Source organism: Psychrobacter sp. S1-30-MNA-CIBAN-0213 (assembly GCF_040309845.1).
Classification (GTDB): domain Bacteria; phylum Pseudomonadota; class Gammaproteobacteria; order Pseudomonadales; family Moraxellaceae; genus Psychrobacter.
The window spans coordinates 13748-39386 of the sequence record NZ_JBEOPE010000009.1 but is presented as its reverse complement, the minus strand read 5'-3'; the positions used below and the strand labels follow the sequence as shown (position 1 = coordinate 39386).

20 protein-coding genes are annotated in these 25639 nt (G+C 41.4%); 8 read left to right on the top strand and 12 right to left on the bottom strand.

The genetic code is table 11. The features are described 5' to 3' along the window. Window positions 1-3: 3 nt before the first annotated feature. The 3 genes from AAEY87_RS09715 (at window position 4) to AAEY87_RS09705 (ending at window position 4815) form a co-directional block, all read left to right on the top strand. Entirely contained in the window at window positions 4-816 is an 813-nt protein-coding gene (locus AAEY87_RS09715) for a nitroreductase family protein (RefSeq protein ID WP_350657027.1), read from the top strand. Window positions 817-945: 129 nt separating this feature from the next. Beyond that, on the top strand, window positions 946-3846 hold the full coding sequence (gcvP, locus tag AAEY87_RS09710; protein WP_068036551.1) for an aminomethyl-transferring glycine dehydrogenase: 2901 nt from the start codon (window positions 946-948) through the stop codon (window positions 3844-3846). Window positions 3847-4140: 294 nt separating this feature from the next. Beyond that, complete coding sequence (locus AAEY87_RS09705; protein ID WP_350657026.1) at window positions 4141-4815, top strand: esterase/lipase family protein; 675 nt, start codon at window positions 4141-4143, stop codon at window positions 4813-4815. Here AAEY87_RS09705 and AAEY87_RS09700 read toward each other — a convergent pair. The 4 genes from AAEY87_RS09700 to AAEY87_RS09685 all read right to left on the bottom strand — a co-directional run bounded on the left by AAEY87_RS09700 (window position 4805) and on the right by AAEY87_RS09685 (window position 8763). Further along, the gene (locus AAEY87_RS09700; protein ID WP_350657025.1) at window positions 4805-6136 is read right to left on the bottom strand and encodes a ribonuclease D; all 1332 of its coding nucleotides are present in this window, start codon (window positions 6134-6136) and stop codon (window positions 4805-4807) included. The two genes, AAEY87_RS09705 and AAEY87_RS09700, sit on opposite strands and share 11 nt — an antisense overlap. A 220-nt stretch (window positions 6137-6356) precedes the next feature. Then, window positions 6357-6950, bottom strand: coding sequence for a recombination mediator RecR (gene recR / locus AAEY87_RS09695; protein ID WP_350657023.1), 594 nt, complete (start codon window positions 6948-6950; stop codon window positions 6357-6359). A 107-nt stretch (window positions 6951-7057) separates the two neighbouring features. Continuing rightward, window positions 7058-7387: a YbaB/EbfC family nucleoid-associated protein gene (locus AAEY87_RS09690; RefSeq protein WP_068036555.1), complete on the bottom strand. Its 330-nt coding sequence runs from the start codon at window positions 7385-7387 to the stop codon at window positions 7058-7060. Window positions 7388-7479: 92 nt separating this feature from the next. Further along, window positions 7480-8763: an O-succinylhomoserine sulfhydrylase gene (locus AAEY87_RS09685; RefSeq protein ID WP_350657022.1), complete on the bottom strand. Its 1284-nt coding sequence runs from the start codon at window positions 8761-8763 to the stop codon at window positions 7480-7482. Between the two features lie 502 nt (window positions 8764-9265). On the opposite strand from AAEY87_RS09685, the gene AAEY87_RS09680 reads away from it, so the two are divergent. The 3 genes from AAEY87_RS09680 (at window position 9266) to dusA (ending at window position 13519) form a co-directional block, all read left to right on the top strand. Next, window positions 9266-10909, top strand: coding sequence for a phospholipase D family protein (locus AAEY87_RS09680; protein WP_068036557.1), 1644 nt, complete (start codon window positions 9266-9268; stop codon window positions 10907-10909). A gap of 204 nt (window positions 10910-11113) precedes the next feature. After that, complete coding sequence (locus tag AAEY87_RS09675) at window positions 11114-12415, top strand: MFS transporter (RefSeq protein ID WP_068036558.1); 1302 nt, start codon at window positions 11114-11116, stop codon at window positions 12413-12415. A 132-nt stretch (window positions 12416-12547) separates the two neighbouring features. Next, window positions 12548-13519, top strand: a complete 972-nt coding sequence (gene dusA / locus AAEY87_RS09670; protein ID WP_350657021.1) for a tRNA dihydrouridine(20/20a) synthase DusA — start codon at window positions 12548-12550, stop codon at window positions 13517-13519. Between the two features lie 56 nt (window positions 13520-13575). Here dusA and AAEY87_RS09665 read toward each other — a convergent pair whose 3' ends face one another. From AAEY87_RS09665 to AAEY87_RS09650, 4 genes are all read right to left on the bottom strand, one after another. Beyond that, a complete protein-coding gene (locus AAEY87_RS09665) occupies window positions 13576-14367 on the bottom strand; it encodes a CPBP family intramembrane glutamic endopeptidase (protein WP_350657020.1) in 792 nt (263 codons plus the stop codon). A 67-nt stretch (window positions 14368-14434) separates the two neighbouring features. Next, window positions 14435-15322 carry an alpha/beta fold hydrolase gene (locus AAEY87_RS09660; RefSeq protein ID WP_068036562.1) on the bottom strand — a complete coding sequence of 296 codons (888 nt, stop codon included), beginning with the start codon at window positions 15320-15322 and terminating at the stop codon, window positions 14435-14437. Window positions 15323-15457: 135 nt separating this feature from the next. Continuing rightward, window positions 15458-16519 (bottom strand): signal peptide peptidase SppA, encoded by a 1062-nt coding sequence (gene sppA / locus AAEY87_RS09655; protein WP_068036563.1) that lies wholly within the window; start codon window positions 16517-16519, stop codon window positions 15458-15460. 168 nt (window positions 16520-16687) lie between these two features. Continuing rightward, window positions 16688-19663, bottom strand: a complete 2976-nt coding sequence (locus AAEY87_RS09650) for a ComEC/Rec2 family competence protein (protein ID WP_350657019.1) — start codon at window positions 19661-19663, stop codon at window positions 16688-16690. 335 nt (window positions 19664-19998) lie between these two features. On the opposite strand from AAEY87_RS09650, the gene AAEY87_RS09645 reads away from it, so the two are divergent. After that, on the top strand, window positions 19999-20574 hold the full coding sequence (locus AAEY87_RS09645; RefSeq protein WP_350657018.1) for a DUF2062 domain-containing protein: 576 nt from the start codon (window positions 19999-20001) through the stop codon (window positions 20572-20574). A 42-nt stretch (window positions 20575-20616) separates the two neighbouring features. Here AAEY87_RS09645 and AAEY87_RS09640 read toward each other — a convergent pair whose 3' ends face one another. The 3 genes from AAEY87_RS09640 to AAEY87_RS09630 all read right to left on the bottom strand — a co-directional run bounded on the left by AAEY87_RS09640 (window position 20617) and on the right by AAEY87_RS09630 (window position 23044). After that, complete coding sequence (locus tag AAEY87_RS09640) at window positions 20617-20925, bottom strand: hypothetical protein (protein ID WP_350657017.1); 309 nt, start codon at window positions 20923-20925, stop codon at window positions 20617-20619. A 104-nt stretch (window positions 20926-21029) separates the two neighbouring features. After that, complete coding sequence (gene lolD, locus AAEY87_RS09635) at window positions 21030-21710, bottom strand: lipoprotein-releasing ABC transporter ATP-binding protein LolD (RefSeq protein WP_068036567.1); 681 nt, start codon at window positions 21708-21710, stop codon at window positions 21030-21032. Between the two features lie 98 nt (window positions 21711-21808). Beyond that, window positions 21809-23044 carry a lipoprotein-releasing ABC transporter permease subunit gene (locus AAEY87_RS09630; RefSeq protein WP_068036568.1) on the bottom strand — a complete coding sequence of 412 codons (1236 nt, stop codon included), beginning with the start codon at window positions 23042-23044 and terminating at the stop codon, window positions 21809-21811. A gap of 510 nt (window positions 23045-23554) precedes the next feature. On the opposite strand from AAEY87_RS09630, the gene AAEY87_RS09625 reads away from it, so the two are divergent. Continuing rightward, complete coding sequence (locus AAEY87_RS09625; RefSeq protein ID WP_350657016.1) at window positions 23555-24520, top strand: hypothetical protein; 966 nt, start codon at window positions 23555-23557, stop codon at window positions 24518-24520. A 166-nt stretch (window positions 24521-24686) separates the two neighbouring features. On the opposite strand, the gene AAEY87_RS09620 is transcribed toward AAEY87_RS09625, so the two are convergent. Next, on the bottom strand, window positions 24687-25076 hold the full coding sequence (locus AAEY87_RS09620) for an SCP2 sterol-binding domain-containing protein (protein WP_068036570.1): 390 nt from the start codon (window positions 25074-25076) through the stop codon (window positions 24687-24689). Between the last annotated feature and the right edge of the window lie 563 nt (window positions 25077-25639).

Below are 25639 nucleotides of genomic sequence, written 5' to 3'. Positions count from 1 at the left end.
CATATGAGTCAAGCAGATTCTAACGCCAATCATACTGATGCAGCCGATACGCATAGTACTCATGTGGACAGAAATAAAACAGCTAATCTAGCAACACCTAGCTATACGCCGCAACTGCAAGCCTTTCGTGAAGTTATAGAATCACGTCGTTCAGTACGTCGTTTTACGGATACCACTATTCCTGATGGTGTGCTCGCAGAATGCCTACGACTGGCCATGCTAGCGCCAAATTCTAGCAACTTGCAGCCGTGGGAGTTTTATGTAATTGATAGTACAGATAGCCGCAAACGTGCTGTCAAAAACTGTATGAATCAAAATGCAGCAAAAACATCTGCCCGCTTAATTGCCGTTGTCGCCCGTACTAATATTTGGCATGAGCATGCTCAGCAAGTTTTACGTGAATACCCTGATAAGCCTGTACCAAAAAAGGTCAAAGACTACTACACCAAGGTGGTAGCAGTAGACTTTTTACGTGGTCCGGTGAATACAGTATCTGCAGTTAAATGGGGCGCTACCCAAGTATTCAGACAAGTAAAAGGTCCGATAAAATCGCCCTACTATACTTCTGAAGATATCAAAAACTGGGCGACCAATAATACTGCATTGGCTGCTGAAAATCTGATGCTAGCACTGCGAGCACACGGTTTCGATAGCTGTCCTATGGGCGGATTTGACGAGCCTGCGATGAAAAAACTGCTTGGACTTAGCGATGATCATCACGTTGTCATGATGATTGGTGCAGGTGAGCGCTCTGACAAAGGTATTTATAACTCGCAGTTCCGCTTTGACCAAGACCAGTTTGTCCACTATGTTTAACTGATTGCCTGATTCGGCCTATAGCTTTTCCTTGATTTAGTGATTATTAAATTAAAGTTACCGTCTCAATTTTGCTCTACCCTTTTATCCTAACTTATTACTTTTTTATCCAGTCTATTAAGGATTGTCATGACTAATTCTCAAAAACCTACCTTTGATACTTTTAAAGGTTTATTTAATGAAACTGAATTCGTTTATCGTCACCTAGGTTCTAACGATACCAAGCAAGCCGATATGCTAAATGCGATTGGCTATAACGACATGGCAAGCTTTATTAATGATACGGTCCCTGAGCCAGTACGCATACATAAAGAATTAGACTTGCCGCTCGCGATGAGTGAGCATGCAGCCCTTGCCAAACTACGTGCCATGGCTGATAACATTACGGTCAACAAGAGCTATATCGGTCAAGGTTACTCGCCTGTGCGTATGCCAGCCGTTATTCAACGTAATGTGCTAGAAAATCCAGGTTGGTATACTGCTTACACGCCTTATCAAGCTGAAATCGCTCAAGGTCGTCTAGAAGCATTGCTTAACTTCCAACAAGTTTGTATTGATCTGACTGGACTTGAGCTTGCTGGTGCTTCATTACTTGACGAAGCGACTGCCGCTGCAGAAGCGATGGCAATGTCAAAACGCATGAGCAAAAGCAAATCAAACCAATTCTTCGTTGATGACCGTATCTACCCACAAACGCTAGACGTTATCCATACCCGTGCTAAGTACTTTGGTTGGGAAGTTATCGTTGGTGATTTTGAACTGGCAAAATCTGGTGATTACTTCGGTGCACTATTTCAGTATGTTGGTAAAGAAGGCGATGTCAAAGATTTAACGGACGTTATTAGCGCCGTTAAGAAAAACAAAACCTACACATCAGTCGTCAGCGATATCATGAGCTTGGTGTTATTAAAGTCACCTGCTGATATGGGTGCAGACCTTGCATTAGGTAGCACGCAGCGCTTTGGTATTCCTATGGGCTTTGGCGGTCCACACGCTGCCTATTTTGCTTTCTCTGATAAAGCAAAACGTTCAGCACCTGGTCGTATCATTGGGGTCTCAAAAGACTCGCAAGGCAACACTGCCCTACGTATGGCGCTACAAACTCGTGAGCAACATATTCGCCGCGAAAAAGCCAACTCAAATATCTGTACCTCACAAGTATTGCTTGCCAACCTTGCTGGCATGTATGCCGTCTATCATGGCCCAAGCGGTGTGAAGCGTATTGCTACTCGTATTCATGCGTTCGCAACTGCCTTCGCTGATGTTATTAGCAATGCAGGTAGCGACAACCAATTAAATGTCGTCCATAAGCAATTCTTTGACATGGTTGTGGTTGATTGCGGTTCAGAAAAGATGGCAACTCAAATCTTTGAAAATGCAGACAATGTTGGCTATAACCTGTGGCGTCTGAGCGATAGTAAACTGGGTGTATCGTTTAGTGAAATTAGTGATGAAAAAGACTTTAATGTCTTAACTCAGCTTTTCGTTAGCAAGTCGCATAACTTACCTGAAGCGGCCAGTGTATCTTTAGATGCGGCGCACTTACGTACAGATGATATATTAACGCATCCAGTATTTAACTCGCATCATACCGAACATGAAATGCTACGTTATTTAAAGTCGCTTGAAGATAAAGATTTGGCGATGAACCGCAGTATGATTCCACTCGGTAGCTGTACAATGAAGCTAAACGCTACTAGTGAGATGCTACCTATCACATGGCCTGAGTTTGCAAACGTGCATCCTTTTGCACCGCGTGACCAAGTAAGCGGCTATATCGATATGATCGATAGCTTACAAGAGCAGCTAAAAGCTATTACTGGTTTCGATGATGTTTCTATGCAGCCAAACTCTGGCGCATCAGGTGAATATGCAGGTCTTCTTGCTATCCGTCGCTATCATGAGTCACTAGGTGAAACTGACCGCGATGTTTGCCTCATTCCTCAATCAGCGCACGGTACTAACCCTGCTACAGCAATGATGATGGGCATGAAAGTCGTTGTGGTCAGAACTGATGATAACGGTAACGTCGATATCGACGATTTAACGGCTAAGTGTGAAGAGCACAGCAAAAATCTTGGCGCTTTGATGATTACCTACCCATCAACGCATGGCGTGTTTGAAGAAGGCATCCGTAAGATTTGTGACCTTATTCATAAGCATGGTGGTCAAGTCTACATGGATGGCGCTAACATGAACGCTCAGGTTGGTATCATGCAGCCTGCTGACGTTGGTGCAGATGTACTACATATGAACTTGCACAAGACATTCTGTATTCCACATGGCGGCGGCGGTCCTGGCATGGGTCCTATCGGTATGCAGGCGCATTTGGCACCATTTATGGCCAACCATACCATCAGTCCAGTCCATAACGCTCAAAAGGACTGTTCAGCAGTATCAGCAGCACCGTATGGTTCAGCGAGCATTTTACCAATCTCGTGGATGTATATCGCGATGATGGGCCGTGATGGCTTGCTTGAAGCAACCAATCTGGCGCTATTAAATGCCAACTATGTTGCCTCTCAGCTTAAAGACCACTACCCTGTTTTATATACTGGTAAAAATGGTCAAGTCGCGCATGAATGTATCATTGATATTCGTCCGCTAAAAGAAGAGACGGGCATCAGTGAGAGTGATATCGCTAAACGCTTAATGGATTATGGCTTCCATGCACCAACGATGAGCTTCCCAGTATCAGGTACGTTGATGATTGAACCAACAGAGTCTGAATCTAAAGAAGAGCTAGATCGCTTTATTAGTGCCTTAAAATCTATCAAAGCTGAAGCAATGAAAGCTAAAGCAGGCGAAGATAATTGGACACTAGAAGACAACCCATTGGTCAATGCACCGCATACAGCTTCTATGATTACTGATAGCGAATGGACGCATCCATACAGCCGTGATACTGCTGCGTTCCCGCTACCTTATGTCCGTGCTCACAAGTTCTGGCCAAGTGTGGCACGCGTCGATGATGCTTATGGTGATAAGAACCTGATGTGTTCTTGCCCAAGTATCGAGAACTACATGTAGTATTTGATATACAAAAAGTCGTCTCAATACATTGTCTTATATAAAAACAAACCTCCAAGTCAGTAGCTGATTTGGAGGTTTTTATTTTGTTTACTATTTATGTATATAATATTTATAGTCAGTTCAACATAAAACAAGTACGTTCAAAATAGCGTTATGCTGGTATAAATTTTAAACTAAATCGACTATAACATCACCGATAAACAATCCTATTATTTAGCGATATAATAAAAGCTGAAGGCGATAGAAATTAGCTTAACTCACTGTAATAAAATAGCTTTTTTGGACAATATCATGCAACAGAAAAACCGGGTCATTCTTATTCATGGCTTACATCAAACCGCATGGATTATGCGGCCATTGGCTAAACGCTTACAAGCAGCAGGTTTTGATACTCATCAATACAGCTACCGTAGTATGCGTGATGGCATCACAACCAATAGTCAGCGTCTCAATACATGGCTTGAGCATAACCATCATCCCGACCTGCCGATAGATTTGGTCGGGCATAGTTTAGGTGGCTTGATTATTCGCGATTTTGTTTATCATTACCCAAAGTGGCAGATTGGACGCTGCGTGACCCTCGGGACACCGCATGTTGGTAGCGTTTGTGCCGATTACATTTGGCGATTGACCCCTATTGTCGTAGGTCGCTCATATGTTGATGCATTGGATGGGACGGTTGCGACATTGCCAGAACATGTTACTTTGGGCGTGATTGCGGGCAATAAGCCCTATGGCTTGGGGCAGCTATTTTTGCAATATCATAATCGCAAGCTGCGTAAAGCAGGCCGATCGCAACTTGAGCAGGAGCTTGTGCATGATGGGACGGTATATGTAAAGGAGACTAAAATTGATGCTGCTACTGACCATATTGTCATGCCCGTCTCACATACAGGCATGTTAGTTAATGAGTCAGTGGCGGCGCAAACAGAATATTTTCTACAGTATGGAAGATTTAAACGTTGATACCCATACCTTGCTGCAATTCTGTTTTATGCTTTTTAATGACAGGAATTAAAGTTTGCATTACCCAATCATTGCGCCAGCCCTTTAAGCCTTGCGGTAGTTCTGCTAAATCTTTATCAAAGGCAATCACTTCGTAAAGCTGCCCCAGCCATTTTTTGCGCATAAGCACGTTAGCTGGCACGCCAATTTTTTCTGCTTGTGCATCTACCGCTTGTTGAACGGCTTTTGACAGCACTTTATTTTTAGAGCGGTATGGCGGTAGTAAGCACTCTGGATGCTCAACAGGCGCTAGGTTTTTTGCTTCTTTGATGACCTTTAGCAACTCTTCACCATAAAGACGCAACATACTACGGTGAATTGTTGTCTTATGGGCAAGCTCACGCATACTGGTTGGCTTTTCGGTGATAATCTCACGCACTGCTTGTTTTTTAATCACAAAAGTACGCGGCTGATTGGTCGAACGTGCCAGCGCTTCACGCCAAGTAGCAACCGCTTGCAATATCGCCATTTGTTGCGAATTATAGCGATAATCTGCCATCGTTAAGTACATGGCCTCATCTTCTACATGCTGCGTTTGGTATAGCTCATAAGCATACAACTGGCAATCTGCCCATACATATTCAAACAGACCTTGTCTTTTTAACTCATATTCAAGGCTCAAATATAGCGCTGGTAAAAAACGTACATCATCAATTGCATATTGCTCTTGCTCATCTGATAATGGGCGTTGCAACCAATCAGATTGACTTTGTTCTTTATCAATATGCATATCCAACTGATCATCAAGTGCTTGCTGATAGCCCATTTGTAGCTGCCCAGTTAAATAAGATAAGGCAATCTGCGTATCAAAAATATTGGTCAATGGCGGACAACCAGATAGTAGATAAAAAATACCTAAATCTTCTCCGCAAGCATGCCAAATTGCAACATCAACTTTACTTAGCGCTTGCCAAAGTTCAGCTAATTGTAACTGCGGCGCATCTAACAAATAAATATGATCGCCCGTATTTAGCTGCACGAGTGCCAAACGCGGATAATAAGTATCACGCTTGATAAACTCAGTATCTAGAGCTACTCGTCCACAAACCTCCAAGGCCCTAATGACTTCGTCTAATTGCTCTTGTTCCCGCACCCAAGTGACAGACGCCTCATCCGCTACATCTAGTAATGCATCAATATCTGGCTCGGCAGGCACTGCTGCTAAATTAGCAACTGCGCGCATCTGGCTATCATTAACACTTTCAGTCGGGTTAGATTGCAAATCACTATCTTGAGAATAGTGGGTTTGGGAGGTTGAATCAAAAGAGCTAAGGTCAGACACGGGCAGATACCTGCATAGATAAAAGAGAATAAAGCGCTAACAATAGCGCTTAGAGATAGAAAATTAAATTATTATAGCAAAACACGATACTTAGTTTGAAATGCTTAGTTCAAAACGCTTAGTATAACAACACCAAGTATAAAATGATAAATAAGCGCTTAGAAATTTAAATTCTGAGAGCTGCTATGTACCAATCCAAAAGATACATGACTTATTTTTATTATAAAAAAGAGCGATTTTGTAGAGCTTGCCCAAGAGTCATACTATCAAGATATTCAAGTTCACCGCCCATAGGTACGCCTTGTGCCAAACGCGTGACTTTATTGACGTGACGACTGACAGCCTCACTAATAAAGTGCGCAGTCGTCTGACCTTCAACAGTAGTACCCGTTGCCAGTATGAGCTCTTCGACTGGTTCTTGTTTGACGCGCCATACCAATTGGTCAATATTTAAATCATCAGCGCTGATACCATCAATCGGTGACAGATGCCCACCTAAGACAAAATAGCGTCCACGGTAGCCTGCAGTCTGCTCAATTGCCATAACGTCAGCAGCGGTCTCGACCACACACAGTATCCCATCATCGCGTCTTGGATCTTGGCACAGCGGGCAAACTGCATCATCACTAAAGCTATGACAACGCTGACATTCAACGATATCACGCATTGCCTCATCAAGTGCTTGAGCAAGTGCCATACCTTGTGGACGTTTCTTAGTGAGCAGATGTAACGCCATGCGCTGAGCGCTCTTTTGACCGACACCCGGTAAAATACGCAGCTGTTTAACCAGCTGATCAAATTTGGCTGTAAGCAAAGTTGCTTCCTTTATCTATAAACCGTAGCTATAAAAATGGGGTCGCATCCTATAGATAACAACCCCATTATTGTCTTCAATATGCAGTATTTACCGCAAATTAAGGCTTAGAATAAACCTTGCATACCTGGTGGTAGACCCATGCCTGAAGTCGCGCCAGCCATTGTTTCTTCGTATAGCTCATCTGCTTGACGAACCGCATCATTGATAGCAGCAGCGATTAAGTCTTCGATCATATCAGGCTCATCTTCAAGCAAGCTTGGATCAATACTTAAGCGCTTGACCACATGACGACCAGTCATAGTGACTTTTACTAGACCACTACCCGCTTCTGCATGGACTTCTTTATTAGCTAAATCCTTTTTTGCCGTCTCAACATTAGCTTCAACTTTCTTTTGCATCGTTTGTGCTTGTTGCATAAGTGCTTGAATGTTCATAATTGCCTCTTTCTTTTATAGTAATGAATGATAAATGATGAATAGCTGTTAATCATAAAATTGATACGATAACGTTGATTATACCGTCATCTTTATAAACTGTCTAAACCACGTGCCAAATCTTTGATAATATCTTCTACATCTTCTAGACCTACCGACAAACGGATAAGCCCATCTTTGACACCAGCCTCAGCGCGCGCCTCAGGTGTCAGTCGAAAATGAGTTGTGGTCGCAGGATGCGTAATGGTGGTTTTGGCATCCCCTAAGTTGTTGGTGATAGAGACCATTTGAGTCGAGTCGATAACATGCCAAGCAGCAACCTTTGGATCACGGCTATCCGCATGAGCAGATGCCTCAACTTCAAAACCCATGATGGCGCCATAGCCTTCATTCATATGATGTTGACGCTTGGTAAGCTCGTGAGATGGGTGATCAGAGAGTCCTGAAAAGTGCACTTTACTGACGTTAGGATGACTGACCAAGAACGCTGCTACTTTATTAGTATTGGCACAGTGAGCTTGCATACGTAATTTAAGTGTCTCAAGTCCTTTGGTAAAGACCCATGCATTAAACGGACTCATACTGATACCGCCTGAGCGCACAACTGTAAATGCCTCTTGCATCAGCTTATCACTACCGACCAGCGCACCACCCAATACTCGACCCTGCCCGTCTAAGTATTTGGTTGCAGAATGAATCACCACATCAGCACCCAAATCTAATGGGCGTTGCAGCGCTGGCGTAGCAAAACAATTATCAACGACTAGTAACACATCATTGGCTTTACAGAGCTGACTTAAATAACCGATATCACAAATCTGTGCCAAAGGATTGCTCGGGCTTTCGCAATAAATCACTTTAGTATTTGGTTGTATGGCATTTGCCCATGCATCATTATCGAAACAATCGACGTAGCTAACCTCAACGCCGAACTTAGCCATATAATTATTAAACAGCCCAATAGATGAGCCAAATAATTGATTGGCGGCAAGCAGATGATCGCCTGCCTTTAAGTAGGCTAAGCACATGGTCAAAATTGCGCCCATGCCTGAAGCTGTAGCGACAGCGCGCTCGCCATTTTCAAGTGCTGCTAAACGACGCTCAAAGGTGCGCACGCTAGGATTGGTATGCCGTGAATAGACGTTACCAGTCTTGGTGCCATCAAAATGCGCGGCGGCATCGCTTGCTGAAGTATAGACATAAGAGCTGGTAGTAAATATAGGTTCGGAGTGCTCGCCCTCGTCAGTACGGTGTTGCCCTGCACGAACCGCAATGGTCTGCATACCATAATCGAGGCCTAAATCTAAGGCATCATTACGCCAGTTTGGATCTAATTTATTTAGATTACTTTCATCTTGCACTTGCGACTGACTCATAAGTTTTCCGTTGCTATGGTGAGTATTGAGATTACTGCTTATCTTTCTAATTATAGATTGATGAAGGCGTTTATCATATCATGCCACTATATTTCAGACATTAGATTTCAGTTAGTAGGTTTAGTTAGTAGGTTTAGTTAGTAGGTTTAGTTAGTAGCTTTCAGGTATCGCTGCTAACTACCTATATCTTTCAAGACAGCTAAAATTGATGATTAGTTTTGAGTATTCCTAAAAGGTTATTTTTGAAAACTATCTTGCCAAGCAATAGAGCTTAAGATAAGTTGTCGCTTCAACTCGATCAATATCTCAGTCTAAGAAAAATAACGTATTTTTAATAGGCAGATATTGCGACACCTGCTAAGCTAAGCAGCGATTTAATTCGTGTTCTAAACGTTGCTATTATATAGCTCATAAACAATGCTATTATTACTCTACATTAGTCTGTATAAATTCCAGTATATTTTTAAGCTCACTTTTTTAAGCTCATTAAGGTAAACCAGTTATGTCGATGTTAAGTATAGAGCCAAGCAGCTTGACGCTGAGTCTAACACTTGGACTAACCTTAGGCCTTAGTGGATGCCAAAGCTTGCCAAAGCAGCCACATTTGCCTGAAAGCCAAGCGCTATCAGCGCGCGTTAATGCTTTATACCAACAAGACAGTAGCCTAGACAGCTCTCAAAGTAAAAATACTGACATTAGTAATACCGACTTGGTTGCAGCCATTAGTGAACAAAATGACATTCACCCTGAGTTATCAGGCTATCATCCGATTGTAACTGGTGCGAACGCTTTTGCCTCACGTAGCATTTTGACTGATATGGCTACTCGCAGTATTGATGTGCAGTACTATATTTGGCATGACGATCAGGCAGGTCAATTACTATTGAAAGACTTATGGGAAGCAGCTGAGCGCGGAGTTATTGTACGCTTGTTGCTCGATGACTTTAATAACGATGCAAAATTTGATCAGCATTTACTGCGTTTTGCCAGTCATCCAAATATTGCTGTACGTATTATTAATCCCTTGATGCACCGCAAGTTCCAAGCGATGAACTTTGTCACTGGCCTACCACGTATCAACCGGCGTATGCATAATAAAAGCATGACTTTCGATAAGCAGATTACCGTTATTGGCGGTCGTAACATTGGCAATGAGTATCTTAGTAATGATCAAAACAGTCAATTTGCTGATTTAGATGTGCTGCTCATCGGCAAAGTAGTTGCAGATATTGATAATAGCTTTATGAGCTACTGGTCAGCACCGATATCCTTCGATATTGAAACGCTGGTCACTCTAGATAAAGGGACTACCAGTAATTTTTTAATCGGTTTAGATAAGTTAGATGAAGATGAAAAGAGTAGTTCACGCAGCAGTTTAGCTATCTACAAAACAGCTATTGAAGACTCCTCTATTGATGTTGATTTGGTCAATAAACGCGTGCCATTTCGTTGGACAGACATGCAGTTTTTGAGTGATGACGTTGGCAAATTGACCAAAACAGTTCCTACCGACAGCAACTTGGTTCATCAATTACGTACCTTATTAGGCAGTCCGTCTAAAAAACTCACTATCATTTCATCGTACTTTGTCCCAACTAAGGATGGAGTAGATACTCTAGTACAGTTGGCAGAATCAGGTATCGATATAAAGATTTTGACCAACTCTTTTGATGCTACTGACGTGACTGCAGTGCATTCTGGTTATAGTAAATGGCGTCCTCACTTGCTGGGTGCTGGTGTCAAAATATATGAGCTAAAATCGACTGCTAGTGAAGAGAAACGCGAAAATAAATTATGGAAAGCGCGCAGTCAGTCATCAACCAGCTTACATGCTAAGACTTTTGCTGTAGATGACCATCAGGTCTTCATTGGCTCTTATAATGTTGATCCACGTTCAGCCAATATTAATACTGAAATGGGTGTAATTATCAATGATGATGAGCTAGCCAGTCAGTTGCATGAGGCGCTTAGTGATGATCTATTGAGTCAAGCTTATGAAGTAAAGTTAATAGATAACAATCAATTACAGTGGCATACCATCGAAGATGGTAAAAAGGTGGTTTATAATTCAGAGCCACGAGTAGGTTTCTCTGACCACGTATGGCTCACTATCATGTCTTGGCTACCTATCGACTGGCTATTATAAAATTTAAAACTGTTTAATTTCTAAAGATGTCCTTAAATTGGTTAGTGAGCTTTCAAGCAAAATCCTCTTAGCTTAAAACGTTCTAATTTATTTTTTCGGCAAATCAGCATCTAATTATGTTGGTTTGCCGCTTTTCATTATGGCCGGTTATCTCCATGATGACCGTCTTAACAACCACTTTAATATGTGGATGCGTGATCTATTATGCCGTCTCGTTCTCAATATGCACTAATGTCTTCTAAAGACAAAAATATCGTTCTATTTATCTGCTTTTGCAGCGCTATTGCTTTTTTCGACTTTCTGATCTATTTATATATTGCAGACATTGTGTCCTCTGCTTTTTTCCCCGCTAGTACCAATCCTGATGTTCTAAAACTTCGAGGAATTGGGCTTTTTGCCGTGGGCTATTTGGCACGACCGCTTGGTGGCATCATTCTTGGTCGATATGGTGATATCAAGGGCCGTAAGCCGACTTTATTAATCAGTATGCTGATCATCGCAGGTAGTTTGCTGGCAATGGCATGTTTGCCAACGTATGCACAATGGGGATTAGTAGCTCCAGCCTTATTTATAATATTAAGGCTTATACAAGGCATGGCGTTTGGTCTTTATGTGCCATTAGCTTGGGTTTTTGTGGCAGAGCATGTACCACGGCAGTATTTATCAGTTGGCTGTAGTTATGTGACCGCCAGTTTTTTTATAGGTGTGCTACTCTCCAACGCTTTTTTTGTATGGCTGACTGGTTCTATGACTCCTGAGCAACTAACCACTTATGGTTGGCGCTTGCCATTTTTTGTTGCAGCGGCCATGAGCTTTTTGCCATTATTGGCATGGCGCTTTATTGACGAGTCACCGTTTTTTTTAGAGATGAACAAGTCAAAGCCTAGTAACTATGTTGCCAAACCATTCACATTACTCTTTAAGCATTGTAAACATTCAATATTTATCGGCATGATGTTAACTTTGATTATTTCTAGCATTACTACCGTAATCGTACTATTGCTCCCAGATTTGATTGAATTGCGCTTTAGCTTGGACAAAGATTTGTTTGGGTTTTCACACAGCTTAGGTATTGTGTTTATGATTTTTGGTTGTGTGTTTTATGGAATACTATCTAACTATCAAAATTTCGGTAAAATTTTAGTCGCTGGTTCTATCTTACTAATCGCTCAAATGTTTGCCTTTTTTTACCATATGCAGGCTGGTGGCGATTATATTTTAATCATGTATGCACTCTTAGGATTTTGTGCTGGCATTGTTGGAATGGTGCCAGCTATTTTCGTACAGTTATTTCCGACCAATGTACGCCTAACAGGAATGGCGTTTTGCTACAACGTGACCTATGGTATTGTAGGCGTATCAGTACCTTTTGGGCTTGGCTATGCCACTACGTTTGTAAGTTTTTCACCAGCACTGTACATCGCTTTTATCGGCTGTATTGGAATTATTATGGGGGTTTATTTTTATAATTTGCCCGAATATAAAAAAATCAATCAGCTTATTTAGCATCGGTATTATTCAACTTACCTATTATTCATTTTTATAACTTCTTTGTTTAAAAGTTGAGTGTAATAATCTTTTTAACCCATTGCATCCAATATAAATATTTAAAAAATAAAATATTAAGGCTTAACAACCATGGTTGATATGACCAATAAACGACTCTCAGTCGCACCGATGATTGACTGGACAACGACAGATTATCGTTACTTTGCGCGGCTCTTTAATCCGCAAGTTTATTTATACACCGAGATGATCAGTACCGGTGCGTTAATCCATGGCAACCGTGCGCGGCATTTACGCTTTGATGCACTTGAGCATCCTGTTGTATTGCAGCTAGGAGGTGCAGACACTACCGAAATGACTCAGTGTGCTGAATTTGCCCAGCAGCATGGTTACGACGAGGTCAATATCAATGTTGGCTGCCCCTCTGACCGCGTACAGCATAATAAGATTGGCGCTTGCCTAATGGCAGAACCCCATACGGTCGCTGATTTAGTGAAGCACATGCAGGCTGCTGTCGATATTCCAGTGACGGTTAAGCATCGCATTGGTATTGATGATTTTGACAGTTATGAGTTCATGGCAGATTTTGTACAAACTGTGGCCGCTGCTGGTTGCACGCGCTTTATCGTTCATGCACGTACCGCATGGCTACAAGGTCTTAGTCCTAAGCAGAACCGTGAGATACCGCCGCTACGTTATGATGATGTCTATCGTCTCAAGCAAGATTTTCCAGAGCTTGAGATCGAAATTAACGGTGGTATCGATACAATAGCCGATATTGCAGCGCACTTGCAGCACATTGATGGCGTTATGATCGGACGAGCCTTTTATCACAACCCTTATCTATTAGCAGAAGCCAATGGCTTATGGGGGCAACCTGTACCCAAGCGCTCAGATATTTTAGCGCAGCTGTATCCATATCTGGATGAACAGGTCGCAAAAGGTGAAGCACTCTCTACGATGGCGCGACACTATTTAGGACTGTTCCAAGGAATGACTGGCGCACGCAAGTGGCGACAAGCGTTAAGTGGTAAGCCTCATTTAACGATTGAAGACATCAAGCAGGCAGCATCGGAGGTTCTACAGTTAAACCCTGATGCGTAGTTTGTCTTGGGTAAGACTGTTTTGATTAAACTTATTTTGGCTAAACAGATTTTTGACTAAGCCACTTGTGCTAAATACTGCCACATAGCAACACCATTATTAATAATGTGTAATAGCATTGGCAGTATTAGCGAGCCTGACTTGATCCGCGCGTAGCAAAATATAAATGCTAGTACTACGATAGTAGTGATTTCATAAATACCATATTGCAGATGAATAATGGCAAATATAAGGCTAGTCACGATACTCGCTACCAGTGTACCGCGCTGCTTCGAATATGACGTTGCAGCAAACTGCTCAGCAATGGCTGACCATAATATACCGCGAAAAACCAACTCTTCATATATCGGTGCGACAATCACCATTGCAAAGATTAACAACCACACTGAACTGACAGATTGATATAAAGGATCTACGAAGACCAGTGGTGATTTATCCAACAAGTAAGTCAATGCCTGACTGCCAATCATAAATATCAATAGCAATCCAAGCACACCCATGCCGACTGCTATTGAGAACGGTTTGAGTGCTAAATACTGACGCATGTCACCAGATTTTAAGCGCACAATCAAATAGCTGAGTGCCATTAGTAACACGCAGCTAATAATAATCGATGCGCTTACTACTGTCCCATCATTACTACCAAAAAAGAATATATCACCCACTGTTGAGTTTTTGACGATGGGCAACCATAGCTTGCCAGCGATATATATCCCAATCAATTGACTGCCAAAAAAAGCGATGACCATCCCTATAACAAGTAGGAATGCACCTAAGCGTGAAAATAATGGTAAACGCTTAGACTGCAGTGTCAATACATCGTTCGAAGCGGTGGCATGGTTTGGCATAACGTTATGACTCAAAACGGTAAACTGTCAATTCTAATAGAAAATTAATATTAATAATATCTAGCCTTTACGTTGGCAGTTGCTGCTTAATTAATGTTAATACCTGTAATGCTACAGACTCTGGATGCTCAAGTGGAAACATATGACCACCTGCATGCGTTTCGTAAGGAATACCCAGCCGTGTTTGTATTTGCTGCGGGAAACGACGCTTTAAAAATATACTATCTTCTCCAATAATTAGCGTAACTGGCGGTTTAGGCCTGCGATTAGGAGATAACCAGTACCAAGATGGATTGGTACGAAACACAGCAACCTCACTGTCTTTAGGGATTGCCAACGTTACTTTACCATCTGCGCGCTCACATAAGCCATGCTGAATATAGCCCTCAAAACTACGTTCATCAAAATGCTTAAAAAAACCTTTATGACGCATCTTCTCGTAAGCATCTGCACGACTGTCCCAAACGTCACGACGATTCTTAGATATTCCGGATGGTGACAACTTATCCATCATGCGATTATCCATCAGGGGTAGCTTGTCAGCCGCCTTTGCCACATGCCAAATCAAACTGGACTTGCCATAAATCCAAGGCGGGTCCATGAGTACCGCTTGACTAAAGATTTCGGGTGCACGGTATAACGCCTGCAAGGTACACATAGCACCAAGTGAATGCCCAACTCCTATCACTTGCGTAACACCATGTTTTTCGCAGGCAGTCTGTGCACTATCGATAATCTGCTGGGTTAGACTGCGCCAATGATTATCAACAGGATAATTTGGATCTCCACCTAGCATCGGTATATATTCAATCGTAAAAAACTCAGCCAACTTCTCAAAGAATGGTTGATAGACCGCACTTGGCATCCCATTGGCATGGGCAAAATGGATGACCGGCTTCTGGGTTATTTTGGATACAGGCAACGATGCAAAGGTCTGCAAATTGATTTCACTCATGACAGGCTCTCATTGGTTCATATTATTATTTGGTACGTTATTTAGAATTATGAAACATCATATATAACTAAGGCTGAGCATAACTATATGCTCAGCCTCAACAATCATACACATTAAATATAAAACATAAAATGCTTAACGCATTTGCACGTTACCATCTTCTTGCGGTAATACATCAAGATTGATACTTGAACCAACGCCTGCGCCTAGTTTGACTGCGAAGCGATCCATAAACATTTGGAACGGATCCATCGGCGTATAGTTAACCACATTGTCTAATTTTAAATCTCTTTCCAAACTTGCAATACTACCAGTCTTGTCGGCTAATCCTAAAGCTATCGATTGCTCACCAGTCCAAAACAATCCTGAGAATAGTTTGTTGTCTTCTGGATTTTTCAAACGGTCGCCACGACCTTCTTTTACGGCATTGATAAAGTGCTTATGCGTATTAGCGAGGACTTTTTCGACATGTTGCTCTTCGTAGTTACTTAACGGACGTGACAGGCTCAAGATATCTTTATACTCGCCAGCCGTGATAGTACGATCTTCAACACCTACTTTGTCCATCAGGCTTTCGATATTATAGCTTGGCATAATGACGCCAATAGAACCCACTAAACTTGATGGATTAACATAAATCTCATCTGCAGCTGATGCAATATAATAAGCACCAGATGCACCAATATCACCAATAACAGCATAGAGCTTCTTATCTGGATACTCTTGACGCAAGTCCATCATGGTTTGCCAGATTTCATCTGATTGTACCGGAGACCCACCAGGTGAGTTAATCTCTAGCGCTACCGCTTTTGAGTTGTTATTTTCAAAGGCGCGCGTCAATGCTTTGCTAATGTCATAGGCATTGGCAGCGTCAGCGTTACTTATCGTCCCTTGTAGTTCAACTACGGCTAAATGTGGCTTACTGGTATCAATTCCGTCCAGACCAGAGGGCGCTTCACTAGTGCAACTACGACCTACCGTTAAAAATAACAATAGGATATAACCGAAAGTGAGCAATTTGAAAAAGATACTCCAACGCCTTGAGCGGCGCTGCTCTTCTACACTGGCTAATAAAGTTTTTTCAATGAGACGCCATTCTTGTCCACTTGGCTGATTAGGCGAGATTTGCTGCGATGTTACCGGCTGATTTTCTGAATTATCAGGACGTTTATTAGGGTCTGGTGGCCAGTTGGGCATATAACTTCCTAGGTAAGAAACAATCTAAAACAATAAAAAAATGGTCTAGAACATAAATATAGTAAAAATTGAAATATATGAATATTCTGTCTTAATATGCCACTAAGTATGGTGGTATTTTAGTCATGGTTCAATAGTGAAACCGTGAATTATCATCATATTATGATGTTAGGGCGTGTTGAAACTCAATGCTACTTCTAAGGGATTATGATCGTGAGTAATTATTTCATCAACCTGTTGGCGCTTTAGTACGTCAGCAGATATCTGCGATGCGCTGTGACCAAGCCACTGTATAGGATAACTTGAAGTCTTGTCATTAGTAAATGACTCAGCTGAACACAGCAATGACCACATGTGCCAAATGCGCTGGTGAGTATCAGCATCCAAGATAATACGCGCTTTATAAGACTTGTCTTGTTCGTTTTGTTTATTTTGATAAGGACTTTGTTGAGTAGCTTGTAATGTCATTGGATTAAGTATCTGAGTAGTTGCAAGCAGGGATTGTTGTGGGTCGTTAGCGTTATACCGAACCACACGTATTGGTTGCTGACTGTCAATTGCTATGGTGCAATCCCAAACGCTATTATCCTCTATTTCACTCCAGCCTGTCATAGCATGCAGTGTTAAAGCACCATTAGCCAGCTGCCAATTCTTACCTTGCTCGCAATTTTGAGCACTGATCGTTGTTTTTTTCGTAGATTGATTACTGTCTAGATATGACTGTTGGTAGGCCGTCCAGCGTTCATGACGTCCTGCTTGCCAATATTGATTGGTAGGTATACTTTGACGTAGCTGCAATACAGTCATTGGTAGCAGCTGGGTATTAGTCTTAGCATTACTACTATTTCCATTCTTGCTAGGGAATGTTCTCATTAGTGCTGTTGCATTGGTTTGTACGACGATACCTTCTAAATGCTTAATCGATAAAGTCCGTAGCTGTTGCTCTAAACTTGCGGTCAACTTATCTGCAGTCAGTGCGCTTGACATCGTCCTTTTATCAAATGGTCTATGATCTGCTAAAAATAGCCAGCTAACGTTAGCTGAAATCAATGTACTGTTATTGCTATTGCTATTTTTTTTATCAGTCTTATCATTTACTACTGGATATTGCAGCACCGTAGCGCTCAAATATTGATCGCCAGTTGGTAGCACATATAGGGTTGGCGTTATCGCTAATGACTGCTGATTGGCATACACCGTCATCACTAATAAGCTCAGTGGCGGTAGTGCTAGCCAGCGACTGATAAGCCCGCGCGGTAGCAACCATGGCAACATAGCCAATAAGGCCATTAATAATATAGCCATGTTCACTGGTGTATATAACCATGCATCTGATAGTGATGGTAACGAGGTTAACCACATTATTAGTTCATGTAAGCCTGCGACTATCATACTTACCAATGACCAAATACTATCAGCCACCGCAGGCAGTACGAGATAACAAAGTCCTGCTAACAGATTCAATGGGACGATTATCCAGCCGAACAAACCAATAGCAAATAGGTTAATGACTAGCCCCCACAACGATGCCTTACCAAATAATAGCAACGTTATCGGTAGCAGCGCGATAAATAACCAAAACTGCAGTTTGAATATGCGTTTGCCCGTTATCCATAATTGCGTGAGAAAAATATTGCTTGTACGATTATCATGACTAATACTAGGTCGATACTGCTGTGGCAAAACTGATTTGTCTTGCTGGTGCGACATATCATCATATTTAAGCAATAATGCTACTGCGATAAAAGATAGCCAATAACCTGCCTGCCATAACACATAAGGATCATGCCATGCCATCAGCACTGCCAGTGCTAGCAATACACGCATAGTACTAATCGGTAGTAGCGTTAATCGTACCAATCCTACTATCAGCAACATCCAAGCAGTACGTGCAGCTGGTACATCAAAACCTGTAAACAAAGCATAGATAAAGGCGGCACTAATCATGACCCACCAGCGCACTTGCCAACGCGGTATAACACGATATAGCGCAGACCCCATGCGATCGACTAACAATACGGCTGCACCTGCGAGCATAATTGCTAAAAACAAAACATGGGTGCCGGAAATAGCCAAAAGATGGGAGATACCAGCCAGTTGGTATAAATCTTTAGTGTCACGGTTAATTAAACTGCGATCACCGGTGAGCAAACTCAATGTTACTGCTTTTGCTTGCTGCTCAGCTATGGTTTGCGCCGCCCAGTTTTGATAAAAGTGTTGTCGCAGTTGCCAACGCCATTGGTCAATGTGAGTACGCAAACGTTTCAAGAAGGATTCAGACGCAGAATTCGAAGCTGACGCACTGTCTAATGAATTAACGGGTGTTCCAATCGCAATGATAGTCGCCATACCATCAATATGACGACTACGTAGCCAACGATAGCTATCAAAACCTGTTGGATTATTGATTGCTTGCTCGGAGGTAGCTAAAGGCATAAGATTCAAGGTCATTAGCAGCTGATCGCCAGGCTGTAAATTATTGAGATCTGATGTCTGCTTATTATTAGATGATTTATTAGAATAGGCATTGAGTAATACGCGATATTCTAAACCTACACCAGTGTCATCATATAAATTCTTATCATGTAAATTACTATTGCTTAGGCTATTATTAATATAATCGCGTGTTTGTGCATGTAAATCTTGAGAGGTTAATTCGGAGACTAATGGCGACACGGCTTGTAAGGTTGCCACTTGCCGATAGCCACTGTTTATTTCAGGATTATAGACGCTATCGCTGATACCTTCGATAGTAACCAACGCTTGAACTCGCATAGGTTCATCAATTTTCGTACTCTCTGTTTGTTGATAGCCAGACAAAGCTTGCAGTGCACTGCCAATAATGAGTAGGCCTACCAATATAATCACCAGCAGATAACGGATGAATTTAAAAGGCAAGGTTGTATTCTGTGCTTTATATTTGAGAAGAGAGCTATTAGTTAAGTTAGTTGATAGCGGTAACAATGCATTACGCTGAATAACGAGAAGTAAGATAACCGTCGTTAAGATTAACAAGAGCCAAATTGTAGAGCTCACTACGAGCGAATTTAACGGTAGAGCCATATCTTCAACAAGGTTCAATGTTGCTATCGTTAATGTCCCTATCATAACTACGATTATTGAAATGCCAACCAACCAATACACCAGCACTCCTTGCTTGATAGTTTATTAAATAAATTTTAGCTTGATGCAACTTGCAACCTTCTGTATAAGATGGCAAGTAACCTTAAAAAGATAGTGATGAACTGTTCTGAATGGCTTATTATTTATTGCACTGTCTATTATCTAACATAAGACGACTAAATACCGATGATAGCATTATTAACTATATTACCCTATACTAATTAAACATGTCGCGGTTGCCATTACTTATAGCTACCCTTCCTATTATTTTACTGACGATATTTTATTAATATTGCTACATACCAGCCTCTTACACTCTGCTGAGTGGACTGTAGATAATGATCAAAGGCAAACCTGTGCCCCAAAAACGTCTCAAAAGCCTACTACCCACGCCCGAAAAAATCTTAGAAAGTCGCACCTTAAAGCTATTTGCGCCGCATCTGGCTGATCCGCGTTTATGGCAATTCAACCGCCATAGTTTGAATAAGGCAGTTTATATTGGCGTGCTCAGCGCATTTTTTCCGTTGCCAGGACAGATGCTGTTGGCTTTAATCGGCGCGCTTATTTTTCGCGCTAACGTACCTATGGCACTTGGCTTAACATGGATCACGAACCCCCTTACCACCCTTCCAGTTTTCTACGCTGGTTATTATGTTGGTGCTAAGATTATGGGCGAGCCAATGATTAGTTTGAGGGTAATTGGTAGGATGATTACTGACTTTAGCTTGTGGGTATTGTCAAGTGGTGCTAATCCTTTCGTTACTTATCGCGGTACTGTATCATTGGCTGCATTCTGTTTGGGATTAACGTTGCTAGCAGTGGTTACTAGTATTGTTTGTGGTTTAGCCTTCAAAGCAATTTGGCGCTATAAAACCGTTACTAGCTGGCAAAAGCGACAAAAAGAGACTTTGGATAAACCACCAAAACCCTAATAAAACTTAGTCATTCCTAACTGTTTTTATTATACGAAAACCTTATTCATCTTCTTGGTTTTTGTTTATAGATTCAATAACTTGATCCGTAAAACTATTATCCATGACTAAAATATCGATCACTTCCTTATCTTTAAGTAAAGTATAACGCTTGCCGGTAGCACTATCTTGAGCTTTTATGTCGTAATCAGCACCAGCAAGCGTTATGGCATCAAAAGCTGGTGTTAGTAACTCTATTTGTGCCTGCCTATCAAGCGTATCAAATAAAGTTGGATCAATATATGTCTTTAATGGGTCATCGCCTTCTTCAGCACTACCAAAAGCAGCCACTGGGTCATCATTTTCATTCATAATATTCGTCCTCATGAATTTTGCTCAGACTGTCAATTATATGAGCAGTTGTCGTTATCAAATTGCTATCGTACTTATCTGTTATCTGTTATCCGTTTAGTGGCTTAATACTCAGCCCAGTGACCATTGCGTAGCAATAATTGGCGATCGGCAAGTGCTGCTAGATTACGGTCATGAGTCACCATAAGCAATGCCGTTTGCATCGTACTCTGCAACTCTGACAACAAGCCAAATACGCTTTGGGCATTATCGTAATCCAAGTTACCGGTCGGCTCATCCGCCAATATTAGCGAGGGCTTAGTAACCAATGCGCGAGCAATTGCCACTCGCTGACGTTCGCCACCTGATAGCTCACCTGGTCTATGGTCTAATCGATGTCCTAAACCTACATTCTCTAACAGCTCAACCGCCTGCTTACGCGCTTCGGTCGTTGATACTTTTGGGCGCATCAATAGCGGCATTGCGACGTTTTCTACTGCAGTGAATTCCGCCAATAAATGATGAAACTGATAGATAAAACCCAAATGCTTATTACGCATCGCACCGCGCTCAGTTTCATTCATATGATTTAAGCACTTACCATGCAGCCATACTTCACCCTCAGTTGGTGTGTCTAGACCACCCAACAAATGCAACAAAGTACTCTTACCTGAACCACTGGTACCAACGATAGCGATACGCTCGCCAGCATTAACGGACAAATCCAAGCCCGTCAGTACTTGTGTGCGCACGGCGCCTTCGTCATATATCTTATTGATGTTGCTTGCCTCTAAAATGGCCGCCATACTACTTCCTTTATTCATATTTATTGTCAATTTAAAACTGACACATGAAATTTATAATTATATTTTCCCACGCTGTTATCGTAAAGTATTAAAGCACTCTATTCATAACGCAATGTTTGTGCAGGCTGAATTTTAGCAGCTCGACGTGCAGGATATATGGTTGCCAAAAAGCTTAGGACAAATGAGGCGCCTGTAATCAGTACCACATCAACCAAACGTAGCTGCGACGGTAAGTAATTGATAAAATATGCGTCAAACAGATTTAGACCGAAACTTTGGTTAATCCAACCTAAAATATCACTAATACTTAATGCAAATATAACCCCGAGCACAGTACCAGCTACCGTACCAATAACACCAATCACAACACCCTGTACCATAAATACTTGCGTAATCAAACGTGGGGACGCACCAAAGGTTTTCAAAATCGCTATATCTGCTTTTTTATCAGTCACTAGCATGACTAAACTTGAGACAATATTGAACGCTGCAACAAGAATAATTAAGAATAGTAGCAAGCCTACCATCGCTTTTTCCATTTGAATAGCACCAAATAGATTGCCATGGGTTTGGGTCCAATCGTTGGGGTACAGTTGTTCTGGCGCGATGGCAGCCGCTTTCTGCGCTGCCATCGGTGCATTGAACAAATCATCAAGCTTCATGCGAATACCTTGTGCACCTTCTGGTAGGCGCAGCAGTTTCGCCGCATCGTTCATTGGAATGAATGCCATCAAGCTATCTACTTCTGGACTGATACTAAATATACCGGTTAAAGTAAAACGCTTAAAGCGTGGTATCACGCCAGCTGGAGATGGCGATGCCTCTGGTAGCACCAAAGTAACTTTATCACCGATACTCAAACCTAAAGACTGCACCATCTCTTCGCCCAGTACAATACTAAAGTCGCCACCTTTTAGAGTATCAATGCTGCCTTCCGTCATATGCTCATTAATGATCGAAACATTTTTTTCGTACTCAGGATCGACACCTGTGACCATAATCCCTGCAACCTGACCGTTTGACGTCAGCATACCTTGCAGTTGAATGAATGGTGCTACTGCTGCAACCTCTGGATCTTCTTTGATGCGATCAGCAAGCTGCTTCCAGTCACTGATAACTTCGGGCGAAGTCACAGTCGCTTGCGGAACCATTCCCAAGATACGAGTTTTCAACTCGCGATCAAAGCCATTCATAACTGATAGTACGGTAATCAATACCGCCACCCCAAGGGTTAGACCAATCATTGAGATGAGCGATATAAAAGAGATAAAGCGATTACTGCGCTCTGCTCGGGTGTACCGTAAACCGATAAATAACGCTAAAGGACGAAACATATTAAAACTCTTTATCTTATCTGGGTGAGCAACTTTCATATAAGCACATCAATGCAAACTAGCAAACCTGATGTGCTTGGCAAACAACTGAGCCAACAAGGGCGATGGTTGTATTAATATTAAGTAAACACATAACGTAGTTTCAGACACGCCAACTATGGGTGTCAAAAAAGTGGATAGTTTGACACAATTTTTCCAATATGTGCCAATCATTAGCAAAAACTGCGGGTCTTTTTTAACAAAACATAGTGCTTTGTTATTATTTTTTTATGGGGGGCTTGCTATTAGTTGCGTCTATACCTATATATTGTATGCTAAGGACAATTGTCATTAACCCCTCATTGTTGTTTGTTGACCCATCGCTAATGTTGCTGCGCAAACATAGCACAATAATAAGCATGTATATAATATATTGCTTAGGTATTGGCTTACTGCGTCAGTAACAAATAAAGACTAACTAGCGATATTTGGTGTCCAAACTTCATGCCTGACTTAAGTTTGAGTATTTTCATGACCATTAATTATCAATATAAAAACGTACAATCTCCTACCAAAATTACCTTAACAGACGAGCAAACTGCTGGTCATGCTGATCATTGGCGTATTTTAACTGATGATATGAGTCGTGATGTGCCGGAATGGCTACAGCAGATGATCGAGCAAGCGGCTATGCCAAAGGGACTAAATAATAACGTTAGTGCTCAAGATACTTGCTTGCTACTCTCAGAAGATCAACCTTGTCATATCAATCAAGTATTAGCGATGAAAGACGGCAAGCCTGAGTGCTTTATCAACGCCTATCCTTGCGTCAATGGCCCTTACGGTTTGACTTGTACGATTGAACGTACGATCGTCAATGAGAGTACACACGATGCGGTTCTACGTTTACGTAGCGTTGATGGCAGTATCATTTATGCTTTCGATCAGCTCTATACTGCCAATCGTAATTTGTACCAACAAAACACGCCCTATTTTGTGAATTTTAGTGCATGGGCGCATGAAATTACGATCAGCGAGCAGAATGAAGTTATTATGGTCGAGGATCAAGAAGCCATTCGCTATCATCGTGCCTTTAATGACATAGTGGCTGCTAATGATGGACAAGTACCAGATGATATTCAAGAACAAATTAAAGACTGGCAACCAGAAACCAAAGAACAAATGGCACCTGTAGAAATCAACTTGGGTCATATGTGTGCGTATTTATTTGGTGACACGCTAGGACAAGAAGACGAAGCATGGTGTCAAGGACAGGTAATTGGCAAACAAGACACTATATTCAATGATAAGCCTATCATTTTGTTTGATGTGGTTATACTACGTGAGCAAGATGCAGACCCGTTTGTCGTACGTGTCGGTGCGCTGAGCACGGTGACTACCAAAGCTATCCAAGTAAACGATTACATACAAGCAAATATCTGGCTACAAGCAGCAATTTATAAAGAAAATCAGACATCTGAAAATTCAAAAGTATAGATACAGAATCAGATACAAGCCAGTTAAACATCTTAAAAAAATTAATTTAGCTAGGGCATAATATTATTATCTACTAAGTATAAATATGAATTTTTAACAATCTGTGGTTCCAATAAAAAGCCCCTAATATTTAATTAGGGGCTTTTTTGTGCATGGCTAAACAACTCTAAGCCATCGTAGTCATTGATTTAATACGTTTAAATAGCTCTTTTTGTTCCGTACTCACACGTGCAGTTTGTAAGGCCATCAACTGTGACATATCACCTTCAACACGAATCTTACCGCCCATAAAAGCACCCATAATCTCATTCATATCAAAATCTGTGATAATAGACTGCAGAGTATCACGATCGAGCAATAGCGTAGTAGTAGCACTATCGTTTAAGCCTTTATGAAGCAGACCATCTGAAAAACTGGCTTCGATATCTTGCTCAGCATCAGAAACTTTTAGATTAATAATCATGTTTGCCAATGCTGGCGGTAAGTTTAGCTCACCAGCTTCATTGCCTAATTGTGATACTTGCTCAAACCATGCATCCGTCAAAAAAACTGCCATATTATTATCCTTTATAAACTTACGGTTGATGTTACTGCGTCTCATTATGGCGCGGTTTTAGGATAAGTAAAACCCAAAGATGCCACTATTTGTCAAACTGTAACAAATTATCATATTTTTATATCTACCTGACATAGTCATAAATCAATATATATTGATATCTCTCGCTAAATATGAGCTTATATTGATCTAATGAGGCAAACCCTTACATTTTGTATTGATATATACAGGGTTTTTGTTATGATGAGCGCCGATAGTTATAGATAAATAGATAGCCTACGAAGATTGTCAATGTGACAATCAAATTGGGTTAACTTAATGAAAAATACTGATAACCTTCAATTATTTTTGTCTTAACATATCCACTCTATAGGAGTATCATAAGTTAAATCATATGGTTAGTGACACATAAGCTGACAATGTTGATAAAGCCGTTTAGTGATACTGAGCACTATAAGAGGATAATGACAATAGGATGACTATTCATTAACGTTATATCAAAATCTTATTTATTTTTACCACGAACATAGAGGTTTACAGTCATTTTGCTAGAATATTAGTGA